The following is a 22,286-nucleotide window of genomic DNA, read 5'->3' as shown; positions in this document are numbered from 1 at the left end:
GATGCCTCTCGATCGTCTCGCTTTCCAGGGCCTGCGGAATCTCCAGGCCCTGGAGTTGTCTCCCGGCCCCCGGATCAATCTCTTCATCGGCGATAACGGTACCGGCAAGACCAGCTTGCTGGAGGGGATCCATGTCCTGGGCATGGGGCGCTCCTTCCGTACGCGGCAGTTACGCCATGCCATCGCCCATGAAGAGGATGGCGTGACCTTGCATGGCCGGTTGTCGGGGGAGCCACCCCTGCCTATTGGTGTGCGTCGCCGCCGCGACAGCGATGAACTGGAAATGCGCCTGTCAGGGGAGAGGGTGAGCCGTGTGTCGCAGTTGGTGGAGACCCTGCCGCTGCAACTGATCAACCCGGATGCCTTTCGACTTCTGGAAGGCTCTCCAGCGGGGCGCCGAGAGTTCCTCGACTGGGGAGTGTTTCACGTGAAACATGATTTCCTCGATGCCTGGAAGCGTTTCCGAAGGGCGTTGAAGCATCGGAATGCTCTCCTCAGACATGGTAGAATGTCCGATGCGTCAATGGGTGCCTGGGAACGGGAATTGGCCCATTGGGGCGTACGGCTGGATGATTTGCGCCGGGCCTGGATGGATGCGTTTCTGCCCGTGTTCCAGGAAACCCTGGAAGGACTGATTGCCTTGCCCGGGCTCGAGTTGCGTTATACCCGGGGCTGGGATCGAAAGCGACAGCTGGCCGATGTCCTCGAGCAGAGCAGGGAGACCGATCAGCAGATGGGGTTTACTCAACAGGGACCTCAGCGAGCGGATCTAGGGATTCGTCTGGGCCGTCGGCCGGCGATCGAAATCCTGTCGAGAGGCCAGCAGAAGCTGGTGGTCAGTGCGCTCAAGCTGGCCCAGGGGCGGTTGCTGGAACGTCTCACAGGGCGCTCCTGCGTCTACCTGATCGATGACTTGCCGGCCGAGCTGGATGGCGATCACCGACGGGTCTTCTGCGAATGGCTGACGCATATGCGCTGCCAGGCGTTTATTACCAGTGTCGATCCGAATGCCTTGACGGGCTCGTGGGATGTGGACACACCAGTGTCGATGTTTCACGTGAAACATACCGAGGCGGGGCAGGGGCAGCTGCTGCCAATGGACAGACAGACTTCATGATGGAGTAGTCAATGAGCGAACAAGCTTACGACTCATCAAGCATCAAGGTCCTCAAGGGCCTGGATGCGGTACGCAAGCGGCCCGGCATGTACATCGGCGACACCGATGATGGCACAGGCCTGCACCACATGGTGTTCGAGCTGGTGGACAACTCCATCGATGAAGCCCTGGCCGGACACTGCAGTGAAATCGGCGTGGTGATCCACCCGGACGAATCGATCACGGTTCGCGACAATGGACGCGGTATTCCCACCGAGATTCATGAAGGAGAGGGTGTATCGGCCGCCGAAGTGATCATGACGGTGCTCCATGCCGGCGGCAAGTTCGACGATAATTCCTACAAGGTCTCCGGTGGCCTGCATGGCGTCGGTGTCTCGGTGGTCAATGCGCTCTCCGAGGAACTGAGGTTGACGATCTGGCGGCAGGGGCAAGTGCATGAGCAGCTCTATCGGCATGGTGAAGCCGTGGCGCCGCTGTCAGTGGTCGGTACCACCGAACAAACCGGTAGCCGAGTGCATTTTCGGCCATCTCCCGAGACCTTCCATAACATCGAGTTTCATTACGATATTCTCGCCAAGCGCTTGCGGGAGTTGTCGTTCCTGAACTCTGGTGTGGCGATTCGCTTGACCGATGAGCGTACCGGAAAGGAAGAACTCTTCCATTACGAGGGCGGTCTCCGTGCCTTCGTCGACCATCTGAACACCAACAAGACGGTGCTCAATCCTGTATTCCATTTCAATGTCGAGCGCGAGGATGGCGTTGGTGTCGAAGTGGCAATGCAGTGGAACGATACCTTTGCCGAGAATATCTTCTGCTACACCAACAATATTCCCCAAGGCGATGGGGGGACCCACCTGGCCGGGTTCCGGGCTTCGTTGACGCGAACGCTCAATCACTACATCGAGGCCGAGGGGCTGTTGAAGAAGGCGAAGGTCAACACCTCGGGCGATGATGCGAGGGAAGGGCTCACGGCGATCATTTCGGTCAAGGTGCCGGATCCCAAGTTCTCCTCGCAGACCAAGGACAAGCTGGTTTCCTCCGAGGTGAAGACCGCGGTGGAACAGGAGATGGGGCGCCAGTTCTCGGAATATCTGGTCGAGCGGCCGAACGAAGCCAAGGCCATCGTCAACAAGATGCTGGATGCGGCTCGAGCTCGCGAAGCGGCGCGCAAGGCGCGTGACATGACGCGCCGCAAGGGCGCTCTGGATATTGCCGGATTGCCCGGTAAACTGGCCGACTGCCAGGAAAAGGATCCCAGCCTGTCGGAGCTTTATCTGGTCGAGGGCGACTCGGCTGGCGGTAGTGCCAAGCAGGGGCGTGATCGCCGCACTCAGGCGATCCTGCCGCTCAAGGGCAAGATCCTCAACGTGGAGAAGGCACGCTTCGACAAGATGCTGTCTTCTGCCGAGGTCGGCACCCTTATCACCGCTCTGGGATGCGGGATCGGCCGTGAAGAGTTCGATCCCGACAAGTTGCGCTATCACTCGATCATCATCATGACCGACGCCGATGTCGATGGCTCGCACATCCGCACGCTGTTATTGACCTTCTTCTTCCGGCAGATGTCGCAACTGATCGAACGTGGTCACGTCTTCATCGCACAGCCGCCGCTCTACAAGATCAAGCGTGGCAAGCAGGAAAGCTACCTCAAGGATGAGCAGGCCCTGACCGATTATCTGACAACCACGGCGCTTGATGGGGCACGGCTGCACGTCAATGCCGAGGCGCCAGGTATCGAAGGTGAGGGGCTCGAGAAGCTGGTCCACCAGTACCGTGATGTCATGAACCGGATCGATCGTCTGTCGCGGGTTTACCCGGATGTAGTGCTGCGCAAGATCGTTCATGCCGCCAGGCTCGATGGCGAGGAAAGCCTGCGTGATCGCGTGACCATGCAGAACTGGATAGAGTCACTGCAAGCCGAGATGGATGCCATCGTCTCTTACGAAGGTGGCCCCCGCTATACCTTCCGTCTCAAGGAAGATAGCGAACGAGGTTTTTACCTGCCGGCCGTGACGCTGGCCGCGCATGGTGTGACCTCGGATTACGTGTGGGGCGTAGATTTCTTCACCAGTGCCGACTATCGGGCCATCGCCGGACTCGGCGAAACCCTGGATAACCTGCTCGAGGAAGGGGCCTATGTGGCCCGTGGTGAGCGGAAGAAGCCGGTTGACAGCTTCTACGATGCCCTCGAGTGGCTGATGAATGAAGCGCAGCGTGGTCTTTCCATTCAACGTTACAAGGGGCTTGGCGAGATGAATCCCGAGCAACTTTGGGATACGACCATGGATCCGAGTACTCGCCGGATGCTTCGGGTTTCCATCGAGGACGCTGTGGCGGCCGACATGATGTTCAATACCCTGATGGGGGACGAGGTTGAGCCACGCCGTGACTTCATCGAGCGCAATGCCCTGGTGGCTAACCTGGATGTCTAGCCACGCATCGCTTGAATGTTTCACGTGAAACATTGCTATTGAGTCGCTGAAAAGGGCTGCATCGGAGTACCGATGCAGCCCTTTTCGTTTCTATCGCCCTTTATCATGTTCGATGTTTCACGTGAAACATCGTGATGGGCAATGAGGGAGAGACGCTGTTCCTGTGCGGTCGTGTAGGGAACTGCAAAGAGAGATGGCTTCAAGCCGAAGAAGGGGAGAGTAGCCAGTCTGCAAAGGCGGCCAGGTCCGGGAAGACGCCGACACTCGATGTGGCGATTTCAGGGTGCTTTTCCAGGGTACGTTCCCCCTTGCCAGTCAATACGAGGGCTTGATGGCAACCTGCCGCTTCGCCTGCCTGGATGTCTCTGAGGCTGTCACCGACCATCCAGCTTCCCTCTAGTGATGGCAAGTCCAGGGCCTGGCGAATCTCGTGCAGCATGCCTGGCAGCGGCTTGCGACACTGACAGTCATCGTCCGGGCCATGCGGGCAGTACGCGATATGGGCCAGCTCGCCACCAGCGGCATGCACCAGTGAAAGCATGTGCTGATGCATGCCGGCCAGCACGTTTTCATCGTAATACCCACGGGCGATGCCGGATTGATTGGTGGCCACGGCGACTTGCCAGCCAGCGCGATGAAGCCTGGCGATCGCCTCGATGGCAGCAGGGTAGGCTATCCACTCATCCAGTGATTTTACGTAGTCATCGGAATCCTGGTTGATTACGCCGTCGCGATCGAGGATGACGAGTTTGGCGGACATGCGCTGTTGGATCTCTCTTGAAGGGAGTCGACAGTGTAGAGTCGTGTTGCACGTGAAACAACCAAGCGAGTGTTGTGCCCACCCGGGCAAGGGGATGGGCAAGCTCAGGAAAGTCGATATGTCAGAAGCGGAAAAGTAGGGGAGGGGAGCTTGCTCGGCGGAGAGTGGCTAAAGGAAACGTGAAATGAAGCATGCGCGATGCATGTCACATTGTTCCACGTGAAACATCGGGGCGGAACCAATCTCACACCCCGTAATAGTCCCGATACCACTCGACGAAGCGAGCGACACCTTCTTCCACCCCGATCTGGGGGCGATGGCCAGTAGCCGCGAACAACGCTTCGGTATCCGCCCAGGTGCGAGGAACGTCGCCCGGCTGCATGGGCTGGAAGTCACAGATTGCCTCGCGGCCGGTGGCTGACTCTACTGCTCGCACGAAGTCCATCAAGGCCACCGGGCTGCCGTGGCCGATGTTGTAGAGCCTGTAAGGCGCGTCGCTGGTATCCGGTGAGGCTGGTACGGTCTTCTCATCCCGATTGGGCACGACATCCAGAATACGCACGATGCCTTCGACGATATCGTCGATATAGGTGAAGTCCCGAAACATCTCGCCATGGTTGTAGACTTGGATCGGTTCGCCTGCCAGCACGGCCCGAGTGAACTTGAACATGGCCATGTCGGGGCGCCCCCATGGGCCATATACCGTGAAGAAGCGCAGCCCTGTGGTGGGAAGATCGTAGAGGTGAGAGTAGGTATGCGCCATCAGCTCGTTGGCTTTCTTGGTAGCCGCGTAGAGGCTGATGGGATGGTCGACGTTGTCCGATGTGGCAAATGGCGTCTTGTCGTTGGCCCCATATACTGAGCTGGATGACGCATAGACCAGGTGCTTTACTTGGCCATGGCGGCAGCCTTCCAGCACATTGAGGTGCCCCACGAGGTTGGCATCCGCATAGGCATGGGGGTTCTCGAGCGAATAGCGTACCCCGGGCTGTGCCGCCAGATGAATCACCCGGTCGAAGCCTTCCGTCTCGAACAGTGCGGCTACCGCCTCGCGATCGGCCAGATCGAGCCGCTCGAACCGAATGTTTTGCGCATCGGCCAGATCGTCCAGGCGAGCCTGCTTGAGTGATACGTCGTAGTAATCGCTGAGGTTGTCGACGCCAACGATATCGTATTCCTGTCTAGCGGCGAGACGCTTGGCGACGGCATGGCCGATGAAACCGGCCATGCCCGTGATCAGTAGTTTCATGATATGACGTACGCTCCCATGCTGGCTCTCCCCGGATGTCTCTGGCGTCCTCACGGGGGAACTACATTGTACCCCAGCACCAGCTACAGGCCGAGCATGCTAGAATTCGTGGTTCAATCAGCGGCCGCCAGCGAGATGCAGGGTAGATTCGGCCCGGCGGTCTTGCCCTTGGATCTCTGCATTCGCTCACCTTCGGGAATCACGCCATGAGCCAATCGACGACTATAGCCCCCAAGCGTTTTGCCTTCGTTATCGAGGACCTCTACGGCGGTGGCGCCCAGAAGTCGCTTCTCTACACCGCCGATCAATTGCGCCAGCGCGGCCACGTGGTCAAGGTGTTTACCCTGCGTGAGCGTATTGAGCATCGCCTGCCCGAGGGTCTCGAGGTCGAGAACCTGGCCGTGGTGAGCCGCTTCACCAAGGCCACCAGCACCGTGCTGACCGAAAAGTGGCAAGCCGCGCGGATACGGCGTGCCCTGGTGCCCTGGCGGCCGGATGTCGTGATCTCCTGTTCCTGCGACAAGATCACTCGGCACCTCGATTTGCCCAATCTCTACTTCTGGATCAAGTCGGATGTGTCAGCCAAGTTTAGCGATCCTAGGCAGCGTGAACGAGCCTTCGAAAAGGTCCGTCGCTTCTACCATGGCCGTCAGGTCATCGCCGTCTCACAGGGCGTGAAAGAGAATCTCGAAGGTGTCGTCGGGCTGGAGGCCGAGAAGATCGTGCCTATCTACAACCCCTACGAGCGGGAGCCCTTCGTTGCCATGGCCGACGAACCCGCTCCCGTTCCCGAGGGCGACTACTTGCTGTGCGTGGCGGCGATCGAACCACGCAAGCGCCATGATCGATTACTGCGCGCCTATGCGAAAAGTGGAATAACGACCCCGCTGGCCATCATGGGCAAGGGGAAGCCGGAACACGAGGAAGAGGTTCGACGCCAGATCGCCTCGCTCGGCCTCGAGGATCGTGTCGTCTGGCTGGGCTACCATCACAATCCCTATCCCTTCATCCGACATGCCAAGGCCATGGTATTGACCTCCGATGCCGAGGGCCTGCCGCGGGTGCTGATCGAGTCTCTACTGCTGCATACCCCTGTCATCAGCACGGACTGCCCGAGCGGCCCACGCGAGATTCTTGTTCATGAGCTGGCGGATTTTCTCGTTGCGCCGGACGATGAAGACGGCCTTGCCGAGGCCCTCAGGCGAATGGATCAAGCCCCGGTGACCATCAAGCCACGCCATTATCAACAGTTCCTCAAGGAAACGGTACTGCCCCAGTTCGAGGCCCTCTGAGAGGAGGCGCGCGGTATGGATGGAGGAAGTATCATGCCATGCTGACATGGCATCCAACGAAAGGACGCGGCAATTGACCATGCATACCGATCAGCCTCGTGTAGCCATCATTATTCCTTGTTTCAATCGATGGCCTCGTGTCTGTGAGGCCATCGACGCGGTGCTCTCACAGACTTGGCCAGACACTCAGTGTGTTGTCGTAGATGATGCCTCCACCGATGACAGCTATTCACAACTGGAAGAGCACTATAAGGCAGAGGCCAGAGTATCGATCCATCAACTGGAAAGTAACCAGGGGCAGTCAGCCGCGAGGAACTATGGCGTAGCGGTCAGCGATGCAGACTATATAGGCTTCCTGGATTCCGATGATCTGCTCGTCGAGTCTGCTGTGGCCAATCGAATGCAACTGGCCCAGGACTATCCTGATTTCGAAGGAATCATTTTCAGCGATCACATTGACGCGACTTCCCACGCCTCCCTTCTCCCCGGCGAGAAGCAATATGCGGCAGCGCTCTCGCTCAGTGAATATATCGACGATATGGGGTGGCTGCATACAAACAGCTTCATCATGAAGCGGAATGCTTTCAGAGCGTTGGAAGGGTTCAACGTGGAGCTTCGAAAAAAGGAAGATGTGGAGTTTTTCCTGAGGGCCCTGGCAAGAGAGGATGCACGCTATGCCGGGGGGCCGTGCTGTATGGTTCGAGATGTAGAGCCACAGCGAGCTCGACATGACCATAAACGCATTATCCATCAGGGTGAGCGTTTCATTGAAGCCATCATGATGAACCCTGATCTGACCAATAAACTGACACAGCGCCAGACGAAGCAACTCCTGGAAGCTGATGCGAGGTCAGTGCTCCAGTCACTTTACCGAATGAAGCAGGGTAAAAGATTCCGCTGTACCGTACGAGATGGAATCGCCAATGGAAAACTGAAACCGGATGCTCGACTGTTCAAGCGCTACTTGCTGTCATTCTTCAGGTGATAGCCAGGCGTGGTCTCCAGTGATCAGATGGGGACCTTCGGCGGTGCTGGTCAAGGAGGCGATGTTTCACGTGAAACATCGTGGAGCAGGGTCAGGGTAGGGGCGCTGAGGCAAGTGGACGAGAGCAGAAACGAGAAGGGGGCCTGTTTCACGTGAAACAGGCCCCCTTCATTTGCGCCTCCGGATTTCCCGGGGGCGAAGGTTAGTGCTGGAGTTCGGCGATATCCGCGACCTCGAGGAACAGCGCCTGGAGGCTGGCCAGCAAGGCCAGTCGATTGCGCTTCACAGCCGCATCGTCGGCCATGACCATGACCTGGTCGAAGAAGCGATCCACCGGGTTGCGCAGACCAGCGAGAACATCCAGGGCATCGCTGTAGCGGGCTTCAGCGAACAGGGGGGCGACCTTTTCCCGGCATTGGGCCAGCGCCTCGGCCAGGTCGCGCTCGGCGTCCTCTGCCAGCAGGCTGGTATCGACCTCGGGGGAGATCTCATCATCCTGCTTGGCGAGGATGTTGGAAACCCGCTTGTTGGCGGCGGCCAGGGCAGCAGCCTCATCGCGGCTGGCAAAGTTGTGCACTGCCTGCAGGCGACGGGCAAAGTCGAGCGGCTTGGTGACCGGGCGGGCACGCACGGCGAGGTAGACCTCGGCCTCGATGCCTTCGTCACGGCCCCAGGCGCGGAAACGGTCGAGCATATAGGCTAGAACCTCGTCGACCAGCCCCTCGGCGTAAGGCAACTCCTGATGCTGGGCGGCGGCCAGTTCGAGCAGCTCGCGCAGATCCAGGTCCAGTTCGCCCTTGACCATGATGTTGAGCACACCGATGGAGGCGCGGCGCAGGGCGAAGGGATCCTTGGTGCCGCTGGGACGCTGGCCGATGCCGAAGATACCGGTCAGGGTATCGAGGCGATCCGCCAGGGCCAGGGCGAGGCCGGTGCGCGTGCTGGGCACCGCGTCGCCGGCGAAGCGCGGCAAGTACTGCTCTTCCAGGGCGCGGGCCACCTCGGCGTCCTCGCCGTCGTGGGTGGCGTAGTAGCGGCCCATGGTGCCCTGGAGTTCGGGGAATTCCTGGACCATCTCGGTCACGAGATCGCACTTGGCCAGCTCGCTGGCGCGTCGGGCATGGCCCACATCGCCATCGATGCGGCCGGCGATGAAGGCGGCCACGGCGGCGCTGCGGTGGGCCTTGTCGGCCAGGGTGCCGAGCTGCTGCTGGAAGACGACGCTGGACAGCTCCTGCACGCGCTCGACGAGTGGGCGCTGCCGGTCGGTATCATAGAAGAAGGCGGCGTCGGCCAGGCGGGGGCGAATGACCTTCTCGTTGCCCTGCACGACCAGTTCGGGCGCCTGGCTGTCGATGTTGGAGATAGTGATGAAGCGGGGCTTGAGCTTGCCGTCATCGTCCAGCAGGTGGAAGTACTTCTGGTTGGCCTTCATTGAGGAGACCAGACATTCGGCGGGCACTTCCAGGAAGCGTTCGTCGAAGCTCCCGGTCAGGGCGACCGGCCACTCTACCAGGCCGCTGACTTCGATCAGCAGCTCCTCGTCGATCACTGCCGTGGCGTCCTGGACTTCGGCTTCGGCGAGCACCTGTTCACGAATGCGTTCGCGGCGTTGCTCGCGATCCGCCAGGACCCAGGCATTCTCCATGGCGCCGAGGTAGTCGTCGGCGTGACCGAGCTCGATGGGCTCCGGCGCATGGAAGCGATGGCCGCGGGTGGTGCGGCCGGCCTGGAGTCCCAGGGCGGAGGCTTCGACGACACGTTCGCCATAGAGCATCACCAACCAGTGAGCAGGGCGCGAGAACTCGACCCGGGAAGCGCCCCAGCGCATGTTTTTGGGAACCGGCAGGGCAGCGATGGACTTCTCGACGATGGCCGGGAGGAGGGTCGTGGTGGCCTCTCCTGGCTGTTGTTCGCGATAGCCCAGCCAGGTTCCCTTGTCCGTCTCGAGATGGATCAGCGACTCGACGCTGACACCGCAGGAGCGGGCAAAGCCCTCGGCCGCCTTGGTCGGCTCGCCGTCCTTGAAGGCAGCGGCCAGGGAAGGACCTCGGCGCTCGACTTCGCGATCCGGCTGCTTGTCGGCCAGTGTGTCGATCTGTACAGCCAGGCGTCGCGGGCTGGCATAGGCGCGAATGTCACCATGTTCGATCTCGGCATCGTCCAGCCCCTGGCGAACGCCATCGGCGAGGGCATCGGACAGAGCGTCGATCGCGCTCGGCGGCAGTTCTTCGACGCCCAGTTCGAGCAGAAAGGTATCGGCGGCCATCTTCAAGCGTCTCCCTGTTCGGCAGGCGACTCGTTCGCCAGCAGTTCTTGGCGCAGGGCCTCGGATGCCAGCGGGAAGCCGGCGGCCTTGCGGGATTCATAGTAGGCATGGGCCACATTGCGGGCCATGGTGCGGACGCGCAGGATGTAGCGCTGCCGTTCGGTCACGGAGATGGCGTGACGAGCATCGAGCAGGTTGAAGGTATGCGAGGCTTTCAGCACCTGCTCGTAGGCGGGCAGGGGCAGGCTGGCGTCGAGCAGCTTGGTGCACTCGCCTTCCTGGTGATCGAAGGCCTCGAAGAGGGCCGGAACATCGGCATGCTCGAAATTGTAGGCGGACTGTTCGCGCTCGTTCTGCAGGAAGACGTCCCCGTAGGTGACCTTAGTGCCGTCCGGTGCCACCGTCCATACTAGGTCATAGACGCTGTCGACGTCCTGCACGTACATGGCGATACGCTCGAGGCCATAGGTCAGCTCGCCGGTAACGGGATAGCATTCCAGCCCGCCGGCCTGCTGGAAGTAAGTGAACTGAGTCACTTCCATGCCATTGAGCCAGACTTCCCAACCGAGCCCCCAGGCACCCAGAGTGGGCGATTCCCAGTTGTCTTCGACGAAGCGGATATCATGGACCAGGGGATCGATGCCGAGACACTTCAACGAGCCGAGATAGCGTTCCTGCAGGTCCGCCGGGGAGGGCTTCATCACTACCTGGAACTGATAGTAATGCTGCAGGCGGTTGGGGTTCTCGCCATAGCGGCCATCGGTGGGGCGACGGGACGGCTGCACATAGGCAGCGTTCCAGGTCTCGGGACCGATAGAGCGCAGGAAGGTGGCCGTATGGAAGGTCCCGGCCCCGACCTCCATATCCAGAGGCTGGAGGACCACGCAGCCCTGTTCGGCCCAGTACTGCTGCAGGGCCAGGATCAGGCCCTGGAAGGTTGTCACGTCTGGCGTCGACTGTGTCATTGCGAAAGCACCGTTGGCCATGAATTCACGAGCCGTCAAGTATACAATCACAGGCAGATCGGTTATAGGCGCAGGTTCGGAGTAAGGGGAATCCCATGATCGTAGTGACAGGCGGAGCCGGCTTCATCGGCTCGAATCTGGTCAAGGCACTCAATGAGCGAGGCCGTGACGACATCCTGGTGGTCGACGATCTCCGCGACGGCACCAAGTTCATCAATCTCGCCGACTGCACCCTCGGCGACTATCTCGACAAGGACGACTTCCTGTCTCGGGTCAGGGCGGCGCTGCGCGGTGAGCAGACGCACCTACCGCCCATCGAAGCCATCTTCCACGAGGGAGCTTGTTCCGATACCACGGAATGGGATGGCCGCTTCATGCTCGAGAACAACTTCGAGTACTCCAAGGAGTTGCTGCATTTCTGCCAGCTCAAGGGCATTCCCTTCCTGTACGCGTCCTCCGCCGCGACCTATGGCGGTAGCGAGGTATTCCGGGAAGAGCCCGAGCATGAGAAGCCGCTGAACGTCTACGGTTACTCCAAGCTGCTGTTCGACCAGTACGTGCGCGCCCGGCATCACGAGTTCGAGAGCCAGGTGGTGGGCTTTCGCTACTTCAACGTCTATGGTCCCAGGGAGCAGCACAAGGGCAAGATGGCCAGTGTCGCCTATCACCACCACACCCAGATCAGCGCTGGCGAGGATCTCAAGCTTTTCGGCGCCTGGGACGGGGTCGAGGCCGGCATGCAGAGCCGCGACTTCATCTATGTGGGCGACGTGGTGGACGTCAACCTATGGTTCCTCGATAACCCGGAGGCCTCGGGGATATTCAACCTGGGGACCGGGCGTGCCGAGCCCTTCAAGGCCATCGGCGAGGCGGTGATCGACTATTATGGCCGTGGCCGGATCGAGTACATCGATTTCCCCGAGAATCTCAAGGGGCGCTACCAGAGCTACACGCGTGCCGATATCGAGCGGCTCCGCGAGATCGGCTACGACCGCGAGTTTCGCACCGTCGCCGAGGGCGTACAGGCCTATCTGGAGTGGTTGAATGCCTGAGGCCGCCCCCGGCGAGCGCATCCTGGTCGTCGGCCCGTCCTGGGTCGGTGACATGGTCATGGCCCAGAGCCTGTTCAAGACCCTCAAGGCGAGGCAGCCGGGCGCCTGGATCGGCGTCGTGGCGCCGGCCTGGTCGCGGCCGATCCTCGAGCGCATGGCTGAGGTCGATGAAGTCGCGCCGCTGGAGGTCGGACATGGCGAGTTCGGTTGGGCGACGCGCCGCCGCCTGGCCGCTGAGCTGCGCGGGCGCTTCGATCGGGCTCTGGTTCTGCCGCGCTCCTGGAAATCGGCGCTGGTTCCGTTTCTGGCGCGTATTCCCCGGCGTACCGGCTTTACCGGCGAACAGCGCTACGCGCTACTCAATGACCGGCGTCGCCTCGACAAGTCGGTGCTCGACCAAACCGTCAAGCGCTTCGTAGCGCTAGGCTTGCCGGCCAGCGAGGCCGCAGGTGGCGATTTCGCGCTGCCCAGGCCAGAGCTAAGCCGGGATGAGGCCAATCTGGAGCGGCTGCGCGAAACGCTCGGCCTGAGCTCGCGCCCGGCCATTGCCATGATGCCGGGGGCCGAATACGGGCCGGCCAAGCAGTGGCCTCTGGCTTATTTCCGCGAACTGGCCGAGGCGCTGGTGGCCGAGGGGCATGAGGTTCGCGTGATGGGCGGCCCCAAGGACGCCGAGGCCGGTGAGATGATCGCCAAGGGGCTCGAGGGCGCGCACAATCTCTGCGGGCGGACTCGCCTGGGCGATGCCGTGGACCTGCTCGCCGATTGCCGGCAGGCGGTGACCAATGACTCCGGCCTGATGCACGTGGCGGCGGCAGCGGGGACCCGGGTGCAGGCGATCTATGGCTCGTCTTCGCCCGATTACACGCCACCGCTGACCGACAATGCCGAGATTCACTACCTGGCGTTGGCGTGCTCACCCTGCTTCGAGCGCACCTGCCCGCTGGGCCACACCAATTGCCTCAACCACCTGCCGCCGGCGCGCTTGCTGCGCGCGATTCGCGGTTAGTCGCCGGTAGCCTCGGGTGACAGCCAGGGCGTGCGCGACGCCTCATCCGGGGCCACGCCTTCGATGTCGAGCCCCTGCCAGAGACGCTCGTGAAGCGCGGTTTCCCGCTTGAGCTGGGCGTTGAGGGTTTCCAGACCGTGTTGCTCGACCAGGGTCGGTTCCTCCGAAAGCAGCGATACGCCCAGCCCGGCACGATGCCAGTCGATGACGAAGCCCATGGCCTCGAGCACCGTGGACAAGATGTCCATGGTCGAGGCCTCGACCTTGATGCGTCGCGGCGCGAGGTCGTTGCCGAGTAGCATGAAGGTGTTGCTGCGCGGGCCGGCGGTCAGTTGCTCCCAGGCCGAGACGCGCATCGAAAGATGATCGCTGGCGATGACTACCAAGGTGTTCTTCAGTAGTCCCTCGCCGGCAAGACGTTTCACCAGATCATGTGCCATGCGGGCGGAACACTCGACACTGTAGAGGATGTCCGTGCCATCGAATTCGCCCTGGCGCCGGCGGCACTCATCGGGTGAATAGCCGTATGGCGGATGCGTGGCCAGGCTCAGGTTGACCAGTCCCCAGGGTCTTTCCTGTTTCTCCAGGCGTCGAATCTCTTCGACGGTCAAGGCATAGAGGTCGTCGTCGTAGAGGCCCCAGCTATTCAGGTCGTCCGGGTTTTCCACCCTGGGCGCGAGGTCATCGCGGCCGAGGACCCGAGAGAACCCATGCCCCTCGTAGAACCGTCCCTTGCCGGCGAAACGCTTGCTGGCGCCTCCCATGTACGTCAGCGAATAACCTTGCTCGGCGAGCAGGTCGCCCAGGCAGGAGACCCCGGGCACGACTCGCTCAAGCGGCTCCAACTGGCTGTCGTGAAGTAGCCCCGCCGGCATCAACGGAACCCCGCATTGGCTGGCGATCATGCCGGCCATGGTCCAGCCGGTGTTGTCGACCTGGCGCACGCCCTCGAACACTACGCCCTGATTGCCCAGGGCGGTGAGCGGAGCGTAGACATTGCCGAAGCGCTCGCGATCGGCGTACGTCTGCTCGAGGCTCTCCAGGTAGAGGACCAACAGGTTGGGCGGAGAGGAGGGCGCCTCGAGAATCACCGGATCAACGTAGCGCTGCTCCAGCCAGGCACCTTCCTCGGCGACGATGGCCGCACCGCGCTGCCCAATGCCGTAGAGCAGTGGATTGGTGGCCAGCAAGGCCAGGGCCAGCAGGCGCTCCAGCAGCCGCCAGCGGTGATCATGGCGGACCAGCCAGGTGAAGGACGCGAGGACCGGGAGCATGGCCAGGGTGTAGAGGATGGCGACGATGGTGCGTTCACCTCCGCCATGCTCGCTGATGCCGGCCTGCAGGTGGAAGAACACCGCGCCGAGATCGACGATGCCGAAGCTGTCGGCGAGATAGACGTAGACGCCCCAGAAAATGAGGGGCACGAGCGACCAGGGCCAGCCGCTTGCCGGTGGATGGCGCGAGGAGGCGCCCCAGTGCAGGGCGCGTGCCACCAGCAGCCAGCCGGCGGCGATGGGCGGCAGCATCCAGTAGGGGAGTCGGGTCACTGTCACGGCGGCATGGCCCAGAGCCAGGCCGAGGGCCAGCAGAACCCACCAGCGAGGCTCACGCAGCCAATCAGGCAGGGAACGTTCAAACATCATCGGAGTTGGCGCGTTCGTTCTCGTAGAGTTCGTTCAGCTTGGCATACTTCATGTACGCGTGGAACGCCGTGGTCATGGCGACCGTGAAGCCATCCGGGCCCTGGAAGATGCCGCCCTTGAGAATCAGCTTGCGCAGGGTGGCGCTGAGCGCGTGCAACACGGGGCGATAGCGGGAGGGGCGTTTGCCACGTTCCTTCATGGCCCAGGCATCGCGGCTGGAGAGCTGATCGATGCGGGTGATCCAGTGGGACAGGTCGCGATAGGTAAAGTGGCGGATGTGCACGTCGAGATCGACCACCGATGGCGCCTGGACCGAGGAGTGCGCCTTCTTGGGCAGATAGCCCGAAGTGGTGCGGTTGTACAGTCGCGTGACCGGGTCGGGATAGAAGCCCGCCGCGCGGATCCAGTGGTTGCCGGCGAAGTTGCGCCGCCTGAAACGATAGGCCTGTCGGGGATCGTCGAGCGTCAGTTGCTGGATCGCCGTGACCGCATCATCGTCGAGACGCTCGTCGGCGTCCAGAGCGAGGATCCAGTCGTGCTGTGCCTGGGGAACGGCGAAGGCCTTCTGGGGGCCGTCGCCCAGGTAGGACTGGTGAATGACCCGGGCACCGGCCGCTTCGGCCAGGCTCACGGTGTCGTCCTTGCTGCCGGAGTCGACGACGATGACTTCCTCGCAGACGCGTTGCAGCGAGGTGATGCAGTCGACGACGTTGTCCGCCTCGTTGAGGGTGATGATGATGCCGGTAATCGGAGTCATGTGCTGGGCTCGCTTGTCGGGGACGGCGCCAGGTGCCGAGCGATCCGCTCGGCGGCGGCTTCCAGGTCGATGGCATGCATGTCGGTTTCGCCGGCTCCCTCGGGGGGACGGAAGGCGAGGCGTCGACTCGCCTCGTTGCAGGTCTGCCAGCGCAGGGGCGTCGCCGAGCGGCGAGCGGGATAGAAGCCGGCGGTAGCGCGATCCAGGCAGCCGGCGATGTGCAGGGGGCCAGTGGAGCCGGCGATGAACAGGTCTGCCGCGGCGAGGCTCAGGGCAAAGTCGCCGAGGCCATCTCGCGCCGGCAGCCGATGGGCGTCGAGCGCCATGTCCTCCAGGGTCCGGAGCAGCGCGTCGGCATTATCTTCCTCGCCGGGGCCGGCGGTCAGGATCCACACCGGTGACACACTCTCTTTCAGATGCGAGGCGACGCCTTGAGCCAATCGAGCATAGGCCTCCGCCGTCAGGTTGACCGCCGAGCCGCCGCTACCGGCGTGCAGGAATACCCAGGGGCGCTCTGGATCGATGGCCAGTTCCTCGGCGACCCGGCGCCGTTGCGCGTCTTGCTCGTGTGTGGAAAGCGGCCAGTAGGGAGGCGCCGGGCGCTCCGGCGGCGACAGCCCCAGAACATCCACCAGGGCCTCCGCCAGTTCCATGTTGTAGACGTATTCGGGTTTCGCCGAATGTGACCTGCGCTGGGTGATACGGTGATTGTAGAATAGCTGGGCCCACTTGGTCGCCGGTGCCAGGCGCAACGGAATGCCGGCGCGCCAGCCCAGCCAGCCGGTGCGTGGCGTGGAGAACAGGGTCAACAGGGCATCGAAGTTGGCTGCCCGTACTCGGGCCAGCAAGTCGCGCCGGGCGTCATGGTCGGCCTCGTCGCCCGGATCGATGATGACCTCGTCCACCCAGGGGCAGAGCCGTGCCACGGGCGCGGTGTAGCCGGGTACCAGGACACTGACGTGGGGGGCGGGCTCACAGGCCTTCAGGCACGCCAGGGCTGGCCAGGCGAGCATGAAGTCGCCGAGCTTGTCATTGCGCACGACTAGCAGGCGGGGCGGTTGTTGGTTCAAGAAATGTGTCATCGGGACTCCCGGACCCCGATACCGCTAACGGAGGATGCCTTGAAAGCCAAGGTCATGCAGATCTGCCTTTCCGACGGTTGGGGCGGACTCGAAATGTATCCGGCTCGGATTATACCTGAGCTGGCTCGCCAGGGGTGGGAGGCGCACGGCCTGGCCCTCGAAGGTTCTCGCGTTGCCTCGAGCCTCGCGGAAGCCGGCGCCGAGCCGCTGACGCTAGCCTCCCGTGGGCAGGCGCTATGGCGAATCCAGCGTATCCTGGCCTACTTGAAGACCCATGGTATCGAGGTGCTGCATTGTCACAAGTCCAGCGACCTGCGACTGGGGGCGCTGCTTGTCAGTCTTCGACCGCAACTCAGGTTGTTCTTCACCGATCACATGGGCGTTACTCGCCCCAAGCGCGACCCTTTTCATCGCTGGAGTTACGGCAAGGTGCATCGTCTGTTCTCGATCAGCGAGGCAACGCGACGGCGCAACCTGAAAGCCTTTCCGCTGCCGGCCGAACGGATCCGTCGGCTTTATCTGGGCATCGATCCGACGCCTTATGCCGATGATCTCGATGTCGGCGAGAAGGCGGCGCTGCGTGCTGAACTGGGTATACCGGAAGGAACGGTGGCGATTGGATTGCCGGGGCGCTTCTCCCGGGGCAAGGGCCAGTTGCTGTGGATCGAAGCGCTGAGCCGGCTGGCCGAGATGGCGCCGACCCAGGCCTGGCAAGGCGTGTTGATCGGCGGACTCACGGCGGGCGAGGGCAGCGATGAAGCGGTCGTCGCCGAGCTGCGCGGGCGTGTGGCGGAATTGGGGCTCGAGTCGCGAGTGAGCTTCGCCGGTTTCCGCTCCGACTTGCCGTCCTGCCTGAAGGCGCTGGATATCGTCTGTGTTCCGTCGCGCAACGAGGCCTTCGGCCTGACGGTCATCGAAGCCATGGCGGCTGGCCGCCCGGTGGTGGGCTCGTCGAGCGGCGCCATTCCCGAGCTGGTCAGCGAGGATTCGGGGCGTCTCGCCCCGCCCGATGCGCCAGAGACTTGGGCCTCGGCGCTGGTCGAGCTTCTGGGAGATGCCGGTCTGCGTGAAAGGCTCGGGGCGGCCGGGCGGCGTCGCGTTCAGGAGGAATTCACGCTGGCGGGCCACGTGGCGGCCCTGGTCGGGGAATATGCCGGTCAGGAGCCGGTCCCGGAGGCGTAACCCTCTCGGACGGCAGCGATGGCCGAGGGGGCATCGAACTTGGCCAGCGAGCGGGCCAGACGCTCGAGGTTGGCGTTCTGCCAGCCGCCAGGAGCGCGCAGGCGACAGCGATCCAGGTCGATCAGCCAGACCGTTTCCGAGGCATCGACCAGCAGGTTGCGGGCGTTGAGGTCCACATGGTCCAGCCCGGCATCGTGGAAGCGGCGGATGGTGGTGCCGACACGGCGCAGCAAGGCCGCGTCAGCCTCGGGAAGGCAGTCGGCCAGGGCACGGGCACCGGGCAGTCGGACGGTGATCAGGCCGGCTTCGTAGGCGAGACCGTGGCGGGTCACGCCGGCGGCCACCGGGCGGGGCACGGGCAGGCCGAGTGCGTGGAGGTGGGCGGTCAGGCGCATCTCGCGAAAGGCACGGCTGCGTTCCGCCCCGCACCACAGGTAACGCTCGGTGCTGATGCGGGCGATGAGCCCGCCGCGACGATAAGGGCGCAGCACCCATTGCTCGTTGCCCGCTGCGAGAAACAGGCTGGCGCCGCGCCCGGGTGCGGCGCCGACGACAAGGCCTGCCTGGCGCCAGTACTCGGGAGCGAAGAGATGCGGCCCGATTTGTGGCGCCCCGTCGGCGTCACATAAACTGTCCGCATCATATAGAATGCCAATCTTTCCCGTTCGATACGTTGCCAATCGCATGAAGCATCCTCTGCCCGTCCGACCTGCGCACATCGGCGTGCTGCGTCTCTCCGCCCTGGGCGATGTCTGCAACCTGGTACCGACGGTTCGTGCCCTGCAACGCCAATGGCCCGAGGCGCGCATCACCTGGATCATCGGCAAGGGCGAGCACAGTCTACTGGCCGGACTTTCCGGGGTCGAGTTCATCGTCTATGACAAGTCCACCGGGCTTGCGGGCATGCGCGAGCTCTGGCGCCGCCTCGGCGATACCCGCTTCGACGTGCTGCTGCACATGCAACAGGCCCTGCGGGCCAGCGTGTTGTCGCTGGGCCTCAAGGCAGACCTGCGCATCGGCTACGACAAGGCGCGCGCCAAGGACGCCCAGCACTGGTTCACCCATCGACAGCTCGCTCCTCATCCGCAGGCCCATGTCCTGGAATCCTTTCTCGATTTCGCCCGTCTGCTGGGCGTCGAGGACCTCTCGCTGGACTGGTCGTTGCCGGTGCCCGAGAGTGCCCACAAGGAAGCGGCCAGTTTCACGTCGGGAGCGCCCTATATTCTGATGAGTCCCTGTGCCAATCCACGCCTGCGCAACTTCCGCAATTGGTCGGCAGAGGGCTACGCCGCGGTGGTCGAGCACGTCTGGGTGCAGCATGGCTTGAAGACGGTGCTAACCGGCGGCGGCAGCACCCAGGAACGCGAGATGGGGCAGCGCATCGCCGCGCAGGCCCAGCCCGGCGCGGTCATCGATGCGATCGGCGAGTCGTCGCTCAAGGGACTGCTGGCCTTGATCGACGAGGCGCGGGCGGTCATCGCTCCGGACTCGGGGCCGGTCCACATGGCCAACGCCATGGGCACGCCCACCGTCGGTCTGTTCGCCACCACCAATCCGGAGCGTGCCGGGCCCTATTGCTGGCGCGACTTCGTGGTCAATCGCTATCCTGACGCTGTGCGTACCTACCTGCACAAGGACCCCGATACACTGCCCTGGGGGCAGCGTGTCCGTCACCCCGATGCGATGTCACTGATTCACGCCGATGATGTGATCGACCGGTTCGAGGCGTTGTTGGCCACGGCCCGCAAGCAAACGGAGTTCCCCGATGAAACTTGACCTGACCGCCCTTGAGCGCGCTCGCCTGCTGGTGGTGGGCGACGTCATGCTCGATCGTTACCTGCATGGCGGCACTTCGCGCATCTCTCCCGAAGCCCCGGTTCCCGTGGTCAGGGTCGAGGAGGATGAAGATCGCCCGGGTGGCGCCGCCAACGTGGCACTCAATATCGCCTCGCTCGGGGCTCGGGCGGCACTGGCCGGCCTGGTTGGCGACGACGGCAATGCCGATCGACTGGTGCATCGCCTGGAGGATGTCGGTGTAAGCACTCACTTCGTTCGCAGCCCCGATATTCCGACCATCACCAAGCTGCGGGTGATGAGCCGCAACCAGCAGCTGATCCGGCTCGATTTCGAGGAAGGGCTGGGAAAGGTCGATACGCAAGGGCTGGCGGCCCAGGTGGAGGAAGCGCTGCCCGATGCCGATCTGGTGATCCTCTCTGATTACGGCAAGGGAACCCTGGCCGATGTCGCCGCCCTGATTGCCCGGGTGCGCGCTGCCGGCAAGCGGGTGCTGGTCGACCCCAAGGGTAGCGATTTCAGCAAGTACCGTGGTGCCAGCGTGATCACGCCCAATTTGACCGAGTTCGAGGCGGTGGCGGGGCCTTGCCCCGATGACGCCACCCTGGCTGCTCGCGGCGAGGCGTTGCGTGCCGAGCTGGAACTCGAAGCGCTGCTGATCACCCGCAGCGAGAAAGGCATGACGTTGATTCGTGAGGGAGCCGAGCCCTTGCATCTGCCGACGCGGGCCCGGGAGGTCTTCGACGTGACCGGTGCCGGCGATACCGTGATTGGCGTACTGGGGCTGGCGCTGGCCGCCGGTCATGGCTTCCCCGAGGCCATGACGCTCGCCAACCTGGCTGCCGGCCTGGTGGTCGCCAAACCCGGCACCGCGACGCTGTCCATCGCCGAGCTCTATACCGCCGTGCACGGCGACAAGCTGGCCGAGTTCGGTGTCATCGAGGAAGCGCCGTTGTGCGAGGCCGTGCGCGCCGCCCAGGCGAGGGGCGAGCGCGTGGTGATGACCAACGGCTGCTTCGACATCCTGCACGCCGGCCATGTGGCTTACCTCGAGCATGCCCGCCAGCTCGGCGACCGGCTGATCGTGGCGGTCAACAACGATGCCTCCATCGCCCGCCTCAAGGGCGCCTCGCGGCCGATCAATCCCCTGGCGCGGCGCATGCAGGTGCTGGCCGGACTGGGGGCTGTCGACTGGGTGGTGCCGTTCGCCGAGGATACCCCGCAGCGGCTGATCGAGGCGGTGCTGCCTGACGTGCTGGTCAAGGGTGGCGATTACCAGCCCGAGCAGATCGCCGGTGGCGAGGCGGTACGTGCTGCCGGAGGCGAAGTTAAGGTGCTGGGCTTTGAGGACGGCGTTTCCACCACTGCCATGATCTCCACCATTCTCGACCGGGAACGCTGATGGCCGGCGGCCATCCCTGGGCGCGTCGCCTTTATTCCGCCGCCCTGCTGGCGCTGGCACCATTGCTCTGGTGGCGGGTGTGGCGCGAGCATCGCGCTGGCCACTCCCGGGGAGAGCGGCTTGGCTGGATCCCTGTCTCGCCGGATGCCGATCGTCCTTTGTGGCTGCATTGCGCCTCGGTTGGCGAGGTCCAGGCCGCGCAACCGCTGATCGAGGCCTTGCGCAAGCGCTACCCACAGCACCGCCTGGTGATCACCACCATGACGGCCACCGGCGCCGAACGTGCCATGGCATTGGCTGAAGCCGACAGCGACGAGGCTGGAGGCGAAGTGAGTCATTACTTCCTGCCCCTGGACTTTCCCTGTGCCGCCCGGCGTTTCGTCGCTCGCCTGAGACCGAGACTGGCGATCTTCTTCGAGACCGAGCTCTGGCCCAACCTGCTGGCTTCCTGCGAGCGGCGTGGTGTACCCGTGGCCGTGGTTAACGGCCGCCTGTCGGCACGCTCGTTTCGCACTTATCGACGCCTGCGTCGCTTGATGCAAGAGGCGCTGTCCCATGTCGACTGGCTGGGCGCCAAGTCACGGCAGGACGCCGAACGCTTCGCAGAACTCGGCATGGCGGAGGACGCCACCTCGGTGACTGGCTCGCTGAAGTTCGATATCGCCCTGAATGACGAAGCCTTCAAGGTGAGTGAGCGCTTGCATACCTTGCTGGGCGGGCGACCGGTCTGGGTGGCGGGGTCCACGCATCCCGGCGAGGACGAGGCACTGCTGACGGCCCATGCCCGGGTGCGCGAGATACGGCCCGAGGCGTTGCTGATCCTCGTGCCGCGTCATCCCAGACGCTTCGAGGCGGTGGCCGAGCTCTGTGCGGTGCGCGGGCTGGCATGCGCCCGACGCTCGAAAGGCGAGACACCGGGCGCCGAAACGGCCGTCTATCTGGGCGATACCATGGGCGAGCTGCGTACCCTCTACGGCGCGGCGGACCTGGCCTTCGTCGGCGGCAGCCTCGTGCCGGTGGGCGGTCACAACCTGCTCGAGCCGGCCGCCATGGGTGTGCCAGTGTTGACTGGCCCCGAGCTGGCCAACTTCGAGGACGTGGCCGAGACACTGCGCGAGCACGATGCCCTGGTGGAAGTGGACGACGGCGAGGCCCTGGCAGAGGCCCTGTTGCGCCTGTTCGGCGAGCCGGCGGAAAGGCAGCGGCTCGCCGAGGCCGGCCGAACGGTGGTCGAGGCCAATCGGGGGGCCCTGGACCGAACCCTGGACGGTCTGGAGGCGCTACTTTCCAGGTAAG

General features: G+C 63.2%; 18 protein-coding genes. 10 read left to right on the top strand and 8 right to left on the bottom strand.

Annotated features, from left to right (window positions below; genetic code table 11):
- The first annotated feature begins 1 nt into the window (after position 1).
- Positions 2-1,117 (top strand): DNA replication/repair protein RecF, encoded by a 1,116-nt coding sequence (recF, locus tag FZZ93_RS14235; RefSeq protein WP_149322982.1) that lies wholly within the window; start codon positions 2-4, stop codon positions 1,115-1,117.
- A gap of 11 nt (positions 1,118-1,128) precedes the next feature.
- Entirely contained in the window at positions 1,129-3,549 is a 2,421-nt protein-coding gene (gyrB, locus tag FZZ93_RS14230; RefSeq protein ID WP_149322981.1) for a DNA topoisomerase (ATP-hydrolyzing) subunit B, read from the top strand.
- A gap of 199 nt (positions 3,550-3,748) precedes the next feature.
- On the opposite strand, the gene gmhB is transcribed toward gyrB, so the two are convergent.
- Complete coding sequence (gene gmhB, locus FZZ93_RS14225) at positions 3,749-4,309, bottom strand: D-glycero-beta-D-manno-heptose 1,7-bisphosphate 7-phosphatase (RefSeq protein ID WP_149322980.1); 561 nt, start codon at positions 4,307-4,309, stop codon at positions 3,749-3,751.
- A gap of 244 nt (positions 4,310-4,553) precedes the next feature.
- Positions 4,554-5,558 carry an NAD-dependent epimerase gene (locus FZZ93_RS14220; protein ID WP_149322979.1) on the bottom strand — a complete coding sequence of 335 codons (1,005 nt, stop codon included), beginning with the start codon at positions 5,556-5,558 and terminating at the stop codon, positions 4,554-4,556.
- Between the two features lie 206 nt (positions 5,559-5,764).
- On the opposite strand from FZZ93_RS14220, the gene FZZ93_RS14215 reads away from it, so the two are divergent.
- Positions 5,765-6,850 (top strand): glycosyltransferase, encoded by a 1,086-nt coding sequence (locus tag FZZ93_RS14215; RefSeq protein ID WP_149322978.1) that lies wholly within the window; start codon positions 5,765-5,767, stop codon positions 6,848-6,850.
- A 79-nt stretch (positions 6,851-6,929) separates the two neighbouring features.
- On the top strand, positions 6,930-7,835 hold the full coding sequence (locus tag FZZ93_RS14210; RefSeq protein ID WP_246146227.1) for a glycosyltransferase family 2 protein: 906 nt from the start codon (positions 6,930-6,932) through the stop codon (positions 7,833-7,835).
- A 202-nt stretch (positions 7,836-8,037) separates the two neighbouring features.
- Here the strand turns inward: FZZ93_RS14210 and glyS are convergent, their stop codons facing one another.
- Positions 8,038-10,104, bottom strand: coding sequence for a glycine--tRNA ligase subunit beta (glyS, locus tag FZZ93_RS14205; protein ID WP_149322976.1), 2,067 nt, complete (start codon positions 10,102-10,104; stop codon positions 8,038-8,040).
- A gap of 2 nt (positions 10,105-10,106) precedes the next feature.
- Positions 10,107-11,069, bottom strand: a complete 963-nt coding sequence (gene glyQ, locus FZZ93_RS14200) for a glycine--tRNA ligase subunit alpha (protein WP_149322975.1) — start codon at positions 11,067-11,069, stop codon at positions 10,107-10,109.
- Between the two features lie 95 nt (positions 11,070-11,164).
- Here glyQ and rfaD point away from each other — a divergent pair, with 95 nt between their 5' ends.
- Positions 11,165-12,121 carry an ADP-glyceromanno-heptose 6-epimerase gene (gene rfaD, locus FZZ93_RS14195; protein ID WP_149322974.1) on the top strand — a complete coding sequence of 319 codons (957 nt, stop codon included), beginning with the start codon at positions 11,165-11,167 and terminating at the stop codon, positions 12,119-12,121.
- On the top strand, positions 12,114-13,130 hold the full coding sequence (gene waaF / locus FZZ93_RS14190; protein WP_149322973.1) for a lipopolysaccharide heptosyltransferase II: 1,017 nt from the start codon (positions 12,114-12,116) through the stop codon (positions 13,128-13,130). The genes rfaD and waaF overlap by 8 nt, the downstream gene beginning before the upstream one ends.
- On the opposite strand, the gene FZZ93_RS14185 is transcribed toward waaF, so the two are convergent.
- From FZZ93_RS14185 to FZZ93_RS14175, 3 genes are read right to left on the bottom strand one after another with little or no spacing between them, the layout of a single operon-like run.
- Positions 13,127-14,773, bottom strand: coding sequence for a sulfatase-like hydrolase/transferase (locus FZZ93_RS14185; protein ID WP_149322972.1), 1,647 nt, complete (start codon positions 14,771-14,773; stop codon positions 13,127-13,129). The genes waaF and FZZ93_RS14185 overlap by 4 nt on opposite strands.
- A complete protein-coding gene (locus FZZ93_RS14180) occupies positions 14,763-15,530 on the bottom strand; it encodes a glycosyltransferase family 2 protein (RefSeq protein WP_149322971.1) in 768 nt (255 codons plus the stop codon). Before FZZ93_RS14180 ends, FZZ93_RS14185 begins: the two co-directional genes overlap by 11 nt.
- On the bottom strand, positions 15,527-16,612 hold the full coding sequence (locus FZZ93_RS14175; RefSeq protein WP_149322970.1) for a glycosyltransferase family 9 protein: 1,086 nt from the start codon (positions 16,610-16,612) through the stop codon (positions 15,527-15,529). Before FZZ93_RS14175 ends, FZZ93_RS14180 begins: the two co-directional genes overlap by 4 nt.
- A 39-nt stretch (positions 16,613-16,651) precedes the next feature.
- Here FZZ93_RS14175 and FZZ93_RS14170 point away from each other — a divergent pair, with 39 nt between their 5' ends.
- Entirely contained in the window at positions 16,652-17,794 is a 1,143-nt protein-coding gene (locus FZZ93_RS14170; protein ID WP_246146225.1) for a glycosyltransferase family 4 protein, read from the top strand.
- Here FZZ93_RS14170 and FZZ93_RS14165 read toward each other — a convergent pair.
- Positions 17,770-18,480 carry a 3-deoxy-D-manno-octulosonic acid kinase gene (locus FZZ93_RS14165; RefSeq protein ID WP_149322969.1) on the bottom strand — a complete coding sequence of 237 codons (711 nt, stop codon included), beginning with the start codon at positions 18,478-18,480 and terminating at the stop codon, positions 17,770-17,772. The two genes, FZZ93_RS14170 and FZZ93_RS14165, sit on opposite strands and share 25 nt — an antisense overlap.
- Between FZZ93_RS14165 and FZZ93_RS14160 the strand changes: the two genes are divergently transcribed.
- The 3 genes from FZZ93_RS14160 to waaA are packed head-to-tail and all read left to right on the top strand — an operon-like array spanning position 18,479 to position 22,285.
- Complete coding sequence (locus FZZ93_RS14160; RefSeq protein ID WP_149322968.1) at positions 18,479-19,570, top strand: glycosyltransferase family 9 protein; 1,092 nt, start codon at positions 18,479-18,481, stop codon at positions 19,568-19,570. The genes FZZ93_RS14165 and FZZ93_RS14160 overlap by 2 nt on opposite strands.
- Entirely contained in the window at positions 19,560-20,990 is a 1,431-nt protein-coding gene (gene hldE / locus FZZ93_RS14155) for a bifunctional D-glycero-beta-D-manno-heptose-7-phosphate kinase/D-glycero-beta-D-manno-heptose 1-phosphate adenylyltransferase HldE (RefSeq protein ID WP_149322967.1), read from the top strand. The genes FZZ93_RS14160 and hldE overlap by 11 nt, the downstream gene beginning before the upstream one ends.
- Positions 20,990-22,285 (top strand): lipid IV(A) 3-deoxy-D-manno-octulosonic acid transferase, encoded by a 1,296-nt coding sequence (waaA, locus tag FZZ93_RS14150; RefSeq protein ID WP_149322966.1) that lies wholly within the window; start codon positions 20,990-20,992, stop codon positions 22,283-22,285. Before hldE ends, waaA begins: the two co-directional genes overlap by 1 nt.
- The last annotated feature ends 1 nt before the right edge of the window (position 22,286 follow it).

This window comes from Halomonas eurihalina (assembly GCF_008274785.1).
In the GTDB taxonomy this organism is placed as follows: Bacteria; Pseudomonadota; Gammaproteobacteria; order Pseudomonadales; family Halomonadaceae; genus Halomonas; species Halomonas eurihalina.
The sequence above is the reverse complement of the archived record's forward strand: the minus strand, read 5'-3'. Positions and strand labels throughout refer to the sequence as shown.